At 40.9% G+C, this 6,972-nt stretch carries 4 protein-coding genes; 3 read left to right on the top strand and 1 reads right to left on the bottom strand.

The genetic code is table 11. The annotated features are described in order from the left end of the window. Positions 1–110: 110 nt before the first annotated feature. The 3 genes from B4N43_RS19365 (at position 111) to B4N43_RS19355 (ending at position 6,126) form a co-directional block, all read left to right on the top strand. The gene (locus B4N43_RS19365) at positions 111–2,147 is read left to right on the top strand and encodes a helix-hairpin-helix domain-containing protein (protein ID WP_286735909.1); all 2,037 of its coding nucleotides are present in this window, start codon (positions 111–113) and stop codon (positions 2,145–2,147) included. Between the two features lie 95 nt (positions 2,148–2,242). Beyond that, positions 2,243–4,228, top strand: a complete 1,986-nt coding sequence (locus B4N43_RS19360) for a ComEC/Rec2 family competence protein (RefSeq protein WP_286735908.1) — start codon at positions 2,243–2,245, stop codon at positions 4,226–4,228. Beyond that, positions 4,225–6,126, top strand: coding sequence for a RecQ family ATP-dependent DNA helicase (locus B4N43_RS19355; protein ID WP_088160432.1), 1,902 nt, complete (start codon positions 4,225–4,227; stop codon positions 6,124–6,126). The genes B4N43_RS19360 and B4N43_RS19355 overlap by 4 nt, the downstream gene beginning before the upstream one ends. A gap of 1 nt (position 6,127) precedes the next feature. Here the strand turns inward: B4N43_RS19355 and B4N43_RS19350 are convergent, their stop codons facing one another. Further along, on the bottom strand, positions 6,128–6,967 hold the full coding sequence (locus B4N43_RS19350) for a sulfurtransferase (protein ID WP_088160433.1): 840 nt from the start codon (positions 6,965–6,967) through the stop codon (positions 6,128–6,130). Positions 6,968–6,972: the final 5 nt, after the last annotated feature.

Genomic DNA, 6,972 nt, shown 5'->3' with positions numbered 1-6,972 from the left:
AGGCTTTTTTTATTCTTTTATATTTCCTAATTTCATACCAGTGAACCGTTTTTCTGCCGGGATAAAAGGTTCATCGCCTAGCATTTAGCCAATATTAATTAAAACCTATTATGAAATATTGTAGCAAAATTTTGCTCTTTATAGGTTGTTTTATTGGACTAACCTGTACGGCGCAAACAAATGAAAAAATCGATCTCCAAGATTTATTTGAAAGCTTATCGGATGAGCTTCCTGAGGATGCTGATTTGAGTGAATTCACTGAAAAGTGGTCTCATTATCTCAAACACCCGATCGATCTCAACAAAACTGATGGCAGAGAACTCACTGAATTACAATTTTTGAACCCTTTATTAATCGAGCACCTATTGGCCCATAGGACCATTTCAGGGAATTTTATCAACGTACTCGAACTACAGTCCATTGAAGGATTTAATGAGCGGATAGTCAGTTTGTTGTTACCCTTCGTAAGGGTAGGTCCGGGATCTCCCCTTGAAACCCTGAAATCGAGAAATTTTAAACAGGAATTTATAATACGGTACGCCCGGATACTCGAAAAAGCAAAGGGATACCGTATAATCGATACGACGAAATCCCATTATCTTGGCGATGCCAATCGCTATGCTGTTAGGTATAGAGCCCAGTTAAACGATGGGTTTCATATCGCAGTTAATATGGAGAAAGATGCGGGGGAACCATTTTTTAGAGACAGGCAAAAAATGGGATTTGATTTCTATAGCTTAAGTATATCAATAAAGTCTTTAGGCCGTTTCAAAAATATCGTGATCGGCGATTACGCGTTGCAATTTGGCCAGGGACTCAGTATGTGGAATGGTCTGAATTTTGGAAAAGGGGGATTGGTACAGCATACTGCAAGACAAGGGATCGGTGTAAAGTCATATACGTCATTAAATGAGGCTAATTTTATGCGTGGCATTGCAGGAACATTACAGATTAGGCACATTGAAATTACACCTTATTTCTCCTACCAATCCATAGATGGAAAAGTTAACCGTACAACTTCTCCGCCTACGATTTCAACGATCGCAAGCTCAGGCTTGCATCGGACTGCAACCGAACAGCAATATCGTCATGCCGCCTCTCAACTGGCCTATGGATTGAATCTGTTGTGGCGCTATAAGCGGTTCAAAATGGGTGTTCATTTCAATCAGACACAATTAAATGTCTTTAAAACAAAAGGCAATGGTATACGGCAAAAGGCGGACTTTGAAGGTGATTTTTTGCGAAATATAAGTCTATATGCAAACTATACGATTCGGAATGCTTATTTATTTGGTGAGTATGCAAGCAGCATGGATGGCGGTTCAGCACTGTTAGCAGGATCTATGATAAGTTTGCATCCACGTTTATCATCGGTTGTATTGCTGCGGGACTATAAAAAGAATTTTCATACTTTTTATGGACAGGGATTTGGTGAATCGGATAACACCTCCAACGAGCAGGGGGCTTATTTGGGACTAACGTATCAATTGGGTAGAAAATTGCTCTGGTCCAATTATGCGGATATATTTCGTTTCCCGGGAGCAAAGTATCAGGCTGATACGCTATCTACAGGCGCTGATTTTTTTAGCCAGCTGAGTTACATGTGGTACAAAAAAGGCCAACTTTCATTGCGCTATCGTAACCGATTGAAACAAGTTAATTATCAGGGAGAGGGACAAACCGAGCACGGGCTTGTAAATACCAGCAAACAGCAGTTCAGGGTAGAATTTCATTACCGCCTAAGTTCAATATGGACGATTCGCTCCCGTGTAGAAGCTAATTTATTCCAAAAAGAGTATCAGGAAAATAGTTTCGGTTATATGCTTTATCAAGATTTGCTCTGGAAGTCTAGCGCGGGAAAATTTCAGTCGAATATACGCGTTGCGTATTTCGATGCGGCAAGTTATGATAATCGGATCTATGCTTATGAGCAGGATGTATTATATGCATCTGGTTTTGGAATGTACAATACAAGGGGATGGAGAATGTATTTCAATCTGCAGTATCGGTTAAGCCGCCATCTTCAGGTATGGACCAAATATGCGGTCTATTATTATCCGGGGCGAGAGAGTATTGGGACTGGACTGGACCAAATTGAGGGTAATAGAAAGTCAGAGGTTAAGATACAGTTGCGGTGGCAGTTATGAAAGAGCTTAGTTTTATACAAAGATTAGAGCGGCTGCCTACTCTTAAGATAGCGATCCTATATATTGTGACGCTTCTTTTCGCCCCTAAATTACCTATGTCGTTCCACATTTTCCAATGCGTTCAGCAGCTATTGGTTGTGCTGGTTTTGATAACGTTTTGTTGTTATTTATTAAAGGGAAGAATCCGCCAGTATGGCTACATCTACGGGTATTATGTGTCTGTTGTATTATTTGGGATTTTCCAATTTTGGCGCGAAGCCCCTTTGGTTACAATCAGTCATTTCTCCCATATAGTGACCGATAGTTATGTAGTCAAAATTATTGAAGAGCCCAAGGTGAAGCGGGATATCATTCGTTTTTCGGCGGAAGTAGTAGGGGCTTACCAAAAAGGTGAATTTGTTGAAACTACAGGTCGACTGATGTTATCTTTAAAATCCAGCCAGAAGAACCCACTGCAGTTTGGTGATCTATTGTGGTTAAAAGGTCAAGTAAAGGAAATAGCTCCGCCATTCAATCCAATGGAATTTGACTATAGACAGTATTTGAAAAGACAGCATATCTATCATGAAATTTTCGCAGTCTTTGGTCGGTATAAGCTGATCAGTAGGAAAGAAACAACGGCTTTTTCATTAACTGGGCTCGCTTTACAAACGAGGAGATATTTTTTGGTTAAGCTTCGTCCCCATATCAAAAAGGATGAGCACTTTGCTATTGCTTCAGCTTTATTATATGGTTCCCGGAGCGATATCAGTGCCGAAAGCATCCAGGCCTTCACCAATACGGGAACGATACACGTATTAAGTGTTTCGGGAATGCATGTTGCTGTTTTATTCAGTTTTCTATCCCTTATTTTCAAGCGAATTGCCTGGCCTTTCTATCTCAGATGGCTGCCACTAATTTTGTTATGGAGTATGATCTGGATATATGCTTTTATTGCAGGGCTTGATCCGCCGATTACGCGGGCAGCTATTATGATTAGTTTTGTGCTGTGTGCACAGCATTTTAAACGAAGCTTTTCAACACTGAATTCGCTTATTATTGCCGCATTATTGATTTTACTGGCCGTTCCCCGGGCTGTTGTTGATGTGGGTTTTCAGCTGTCTTTTTTAGCCGTTTTGGGTATGACGATATGTTCGCCGCTTGTCGAAGGATTCCTTCCGGTTAAAAGACCGATATTACGGCTTTTGAGAGATGCATTGGCTGTTTCTATTGCTGCGCAGCTATTGACAACGCCACTGAGCCTTTATTATTTTGGACAATTTCCAACTTATTTTCTGGTAGCCAATGTATTAGTCGATTTCCCTTCAACATTAGCGATGTATCTCGGTTTTATTATGACAATCAATCCAATGCAGGGGCTCAACGATTTATTGGGCTTTCTTTTGGAGCATCTCATCGCTTTCATCTTATACTGCTTGAAATTTATTGACCATTTGGCTTTTTCAACAATAAAAGTTGAACCTATGGGGCTGGAGCTTCTATTTTTGACCTATTTTGCACTATTTTCTTTTTTATATGCTTTTCAATGGAAAGATAAAAAATACGTTTGGCTAGGGGGATGCTGTGCAATTGGAATACTATTGATCACTGCGCAAAAATACCTGGAAAATAAAGATGTAGAACGGTTTCGGGTCTATAATACGAAACATGAGCTGACGATCGGCTATTTCAAAGGTGGGCGCAGTATCGTTTACAGCACATTTGATTCTTTGCAATCCCGAGGCTTGCAATATGCATGTGGAAGAGAAATCCAATTACTGACGAGGGAAAAAGTTCAGTTTGTAGCTTTGAATGGTCGGGAGCGGAAAAACTATCTTGTTACGCTCCCTTTAGGTAGAATTGCTATTTTATCGCATGCAGGGGGAACAATGACACCTGCCGACCTTGTCATTGTCAGAAAAAATTTACTAAATGGTTTACCTCGTTTATTGAAGCAAATTAGACCAAAACTTGTTATACTGGATGGATCCAATTCAATGGAGAAATCCAAGCATACAAAACGTATGTTGGATAGTTTGGGAATACAGAATTATCTCATGAAAGATAATTTTGCGTATGTTTGGGATAAGGAGAACTTATGACGCAAGATAGTATATCAATCTTAAGGCAATACTGGGGTTTCGATTCATTTAGACCCCTGCAGGAAGAAATTATTCAATCGGTCATTTCAGGTAAAGATACACTGGCTTTATTGCCGACTGGCGGCGGAAAGTCGATTTGTTTTCAGGTACCTGCCTTGATGCGAGAAGGGATTTGTATTGTCGTTACACCGCTTATAGCATTGATGAAAGATCAGGTTGAGCATTTGAAAAAAAATGGAATTCAAGCGGTCGCGATTTATGCTGGAATGCGGAAGAGGGAGGTGGATATTACGTTGGACAATTGCGTCTATGGGCAAATAAAATTTCTCTATCTTTCTCCTGAAAGATTATACAATGATATCGTAAGGGAGCGCATACGATTTATGAATGTAAATCTTTTTGCGATAGACGAAGCACATTGTATTTCTCAATGGGGGTATGATTTCAGACCTCCCTATTTAGAACTCGCTAAGTTACGGGAACTGCATCCCAAGGTTCCTTTTCTGGCCCTTACAGCGACAGCAACTGAGCGTGTCATTAGCGATATACAGCAGAAGCTGAATTTTCCAAAAGAAAATGTATTTGTCAAAAGCTTTCTCCGCGACAATTTGGCTTATATGGCCATTGAGGAAGAGGATAAGATGGGACGTATGGTCCGCATCATACACAAGTTGGGTGGATCCGGTATTGTTTATGTCAGAAACCGGCGGGAAACACAGGAGATAGCCCGTATTTTAGTCAATAATGGCATTTCGGCAGATTATTACCATGCCGGGCTCACGGGGCAGGAACGGGATCAGAAACAGCAAGGGTGGATGACAAATGTTGTTCGCGTTATTGTAGCTACAAATGCGTTTGGGATGGGAATTGATAAACCCGATGTACGGTTTGTCATTCATCTCGATTTGCCCGATTCGCTGGAGGCCTATTATCAAGAAGCCGGTAGGGCAGGAAGAGATGGCAAGAAGGCCTATCCCGTTATTCTTTATCAAAAGGCAGATGAGCGGAAACTTGTCGATAATTTGCAAGCTAGCTTTCCTGATATTCCATTTATTCAACAGACCTATCATTACCTTTGTAATCATTTTCAGATTCCCTATGGTTCTGGAGAAGGAGTGACTGTAGATTTTGATGTTGTTGCATTTGCAAAAAAATATCAGCTACCGTTGGTTCCTGTTATGAATGCGCTGAAGTTTCTGGAGCGGGACACTTGGTTGGTTTTGTCAGAAGCTGTTACAATACCTTCACGCTTTAAGTTTGAAATTGATAGCGCCGAATTGTATAAAGTTCAGGTGCAGTATGTCAAATATGATAAGCTTATTAAGGCTATTTTGCGCAGCTATGGTGGTGTATTTGAAAACTATATCCTCATCAATGAATATGAATTTGCACGTAAGTTAGGTCTGCCTTATGATCGTGTTGTCGAGCTGTTGAAGTCGTTGGAGACACTGGAAATAGCGAGCTATCTGCCTTCTACAGATGCGCCACAATTGACCTTTTTGCAGAACCGAGTCGATTACAAACACCTGCATATCGATCATATTTTTATTCGCGATCGCCATCAGGTGAAGGAAGAGGAAGTCAATGGCATGATCGGTTATATTGAACAGAGCAATTGCCGCAGTCAATCGCTGTTGTTATATTTTGGAGAGAAAAATGCGGGATTCTGTGAAGTATGCGATTTATGTCTGATCCGCAATCATCAGGAAAAGCAGCGGGCAAATATAAAAGCAGAAATCAAAAGCAGTTTACTTGCTGAAGCCAAAAACATTCATGATTTGGTGGCGAGTTTGACGATAGGCACAGAAAAGAAAAGAATAGAGATCATCCGTAATCTCCTAGATGCCGAAAAAATCCGCTTGGAGGATAATCTCTATTCTTGGAATACCTTGTTTTAAACTATTTCTCGATGGGTAGATTGAGCTCTTCACGGCCCCACTCTGACCAAGAACCATCGTATACACGGATTTGCTCATGACCAGCGAGATGACAAGCAAATGCTAAGACTGAGGCCGTGATACCCGATCCACAGGAGAATACATATTCATTTCCGGTCGCATTAAAATGATCAAATTGCTGTTTCAATTCATCAACGGGTTTATAAACGATTCCGTCAAATAATTCTTCGAAAGGGAGATTTTTGGAATGGGGGATATGCCCACCATGAAGGCCTTTCCGGGGTTCAGCTACTAAACCACTAAATCGACCTTTACTTCTGGCGTCAAAAATATTCACTTGAGTATCCCGATAATGTGTTAAGATATACTCTTTATCGGCATAAAGGTTTGCTTGAAATTGGGCTTTAAAATTACCGGGACTTGCAGCGGTTGTATACTGGTCTACGACGGGCAGTTTGTTATTTTTCCAAGCAGGAACACCGCCATTTAAAATAAAGACCTGTTCAAATCCCATGACCTTAAACATCCACCAGGCCCTTGGGCTTGAATAAACGCCCCATCTGTCATATAATACGACCGTACTATCCTGATTTATTCCCAGGCTTTGCATTTCCCTTTCGAATACCGCTGCAGAAACGAGGGTATGCGGTAATTTGGAAGTAGCATCCGAAAGTTTCCCTTCGATGTCAAAAAATTGAGAATGGGGAAGAACTTCGAACTTGGTATCCTTGATGGATTGACCAACTTTGTCGATGGTGCAATCGAGGAGGACAATGTCTGTATGCTGTCCCAGTGATTCCTGAAGTTCGGTGGGGTTAATTAAGGCTGATTTGAATGACATAACAA

The sequence above is a fragment of the Sphingobacterium sp. UBA1897 genome (assembly GCF_002337775.1).
GTDB lineage: Bacteria > Bacteroidota > Bacteroidia > Sphingobacteriales > Sphingobacteriaceae > Sphingobacterium > Sphingobacterium siyangense.
This window is presented reverse-complemented; position numbering and strand designations above follow the sequence as displayed.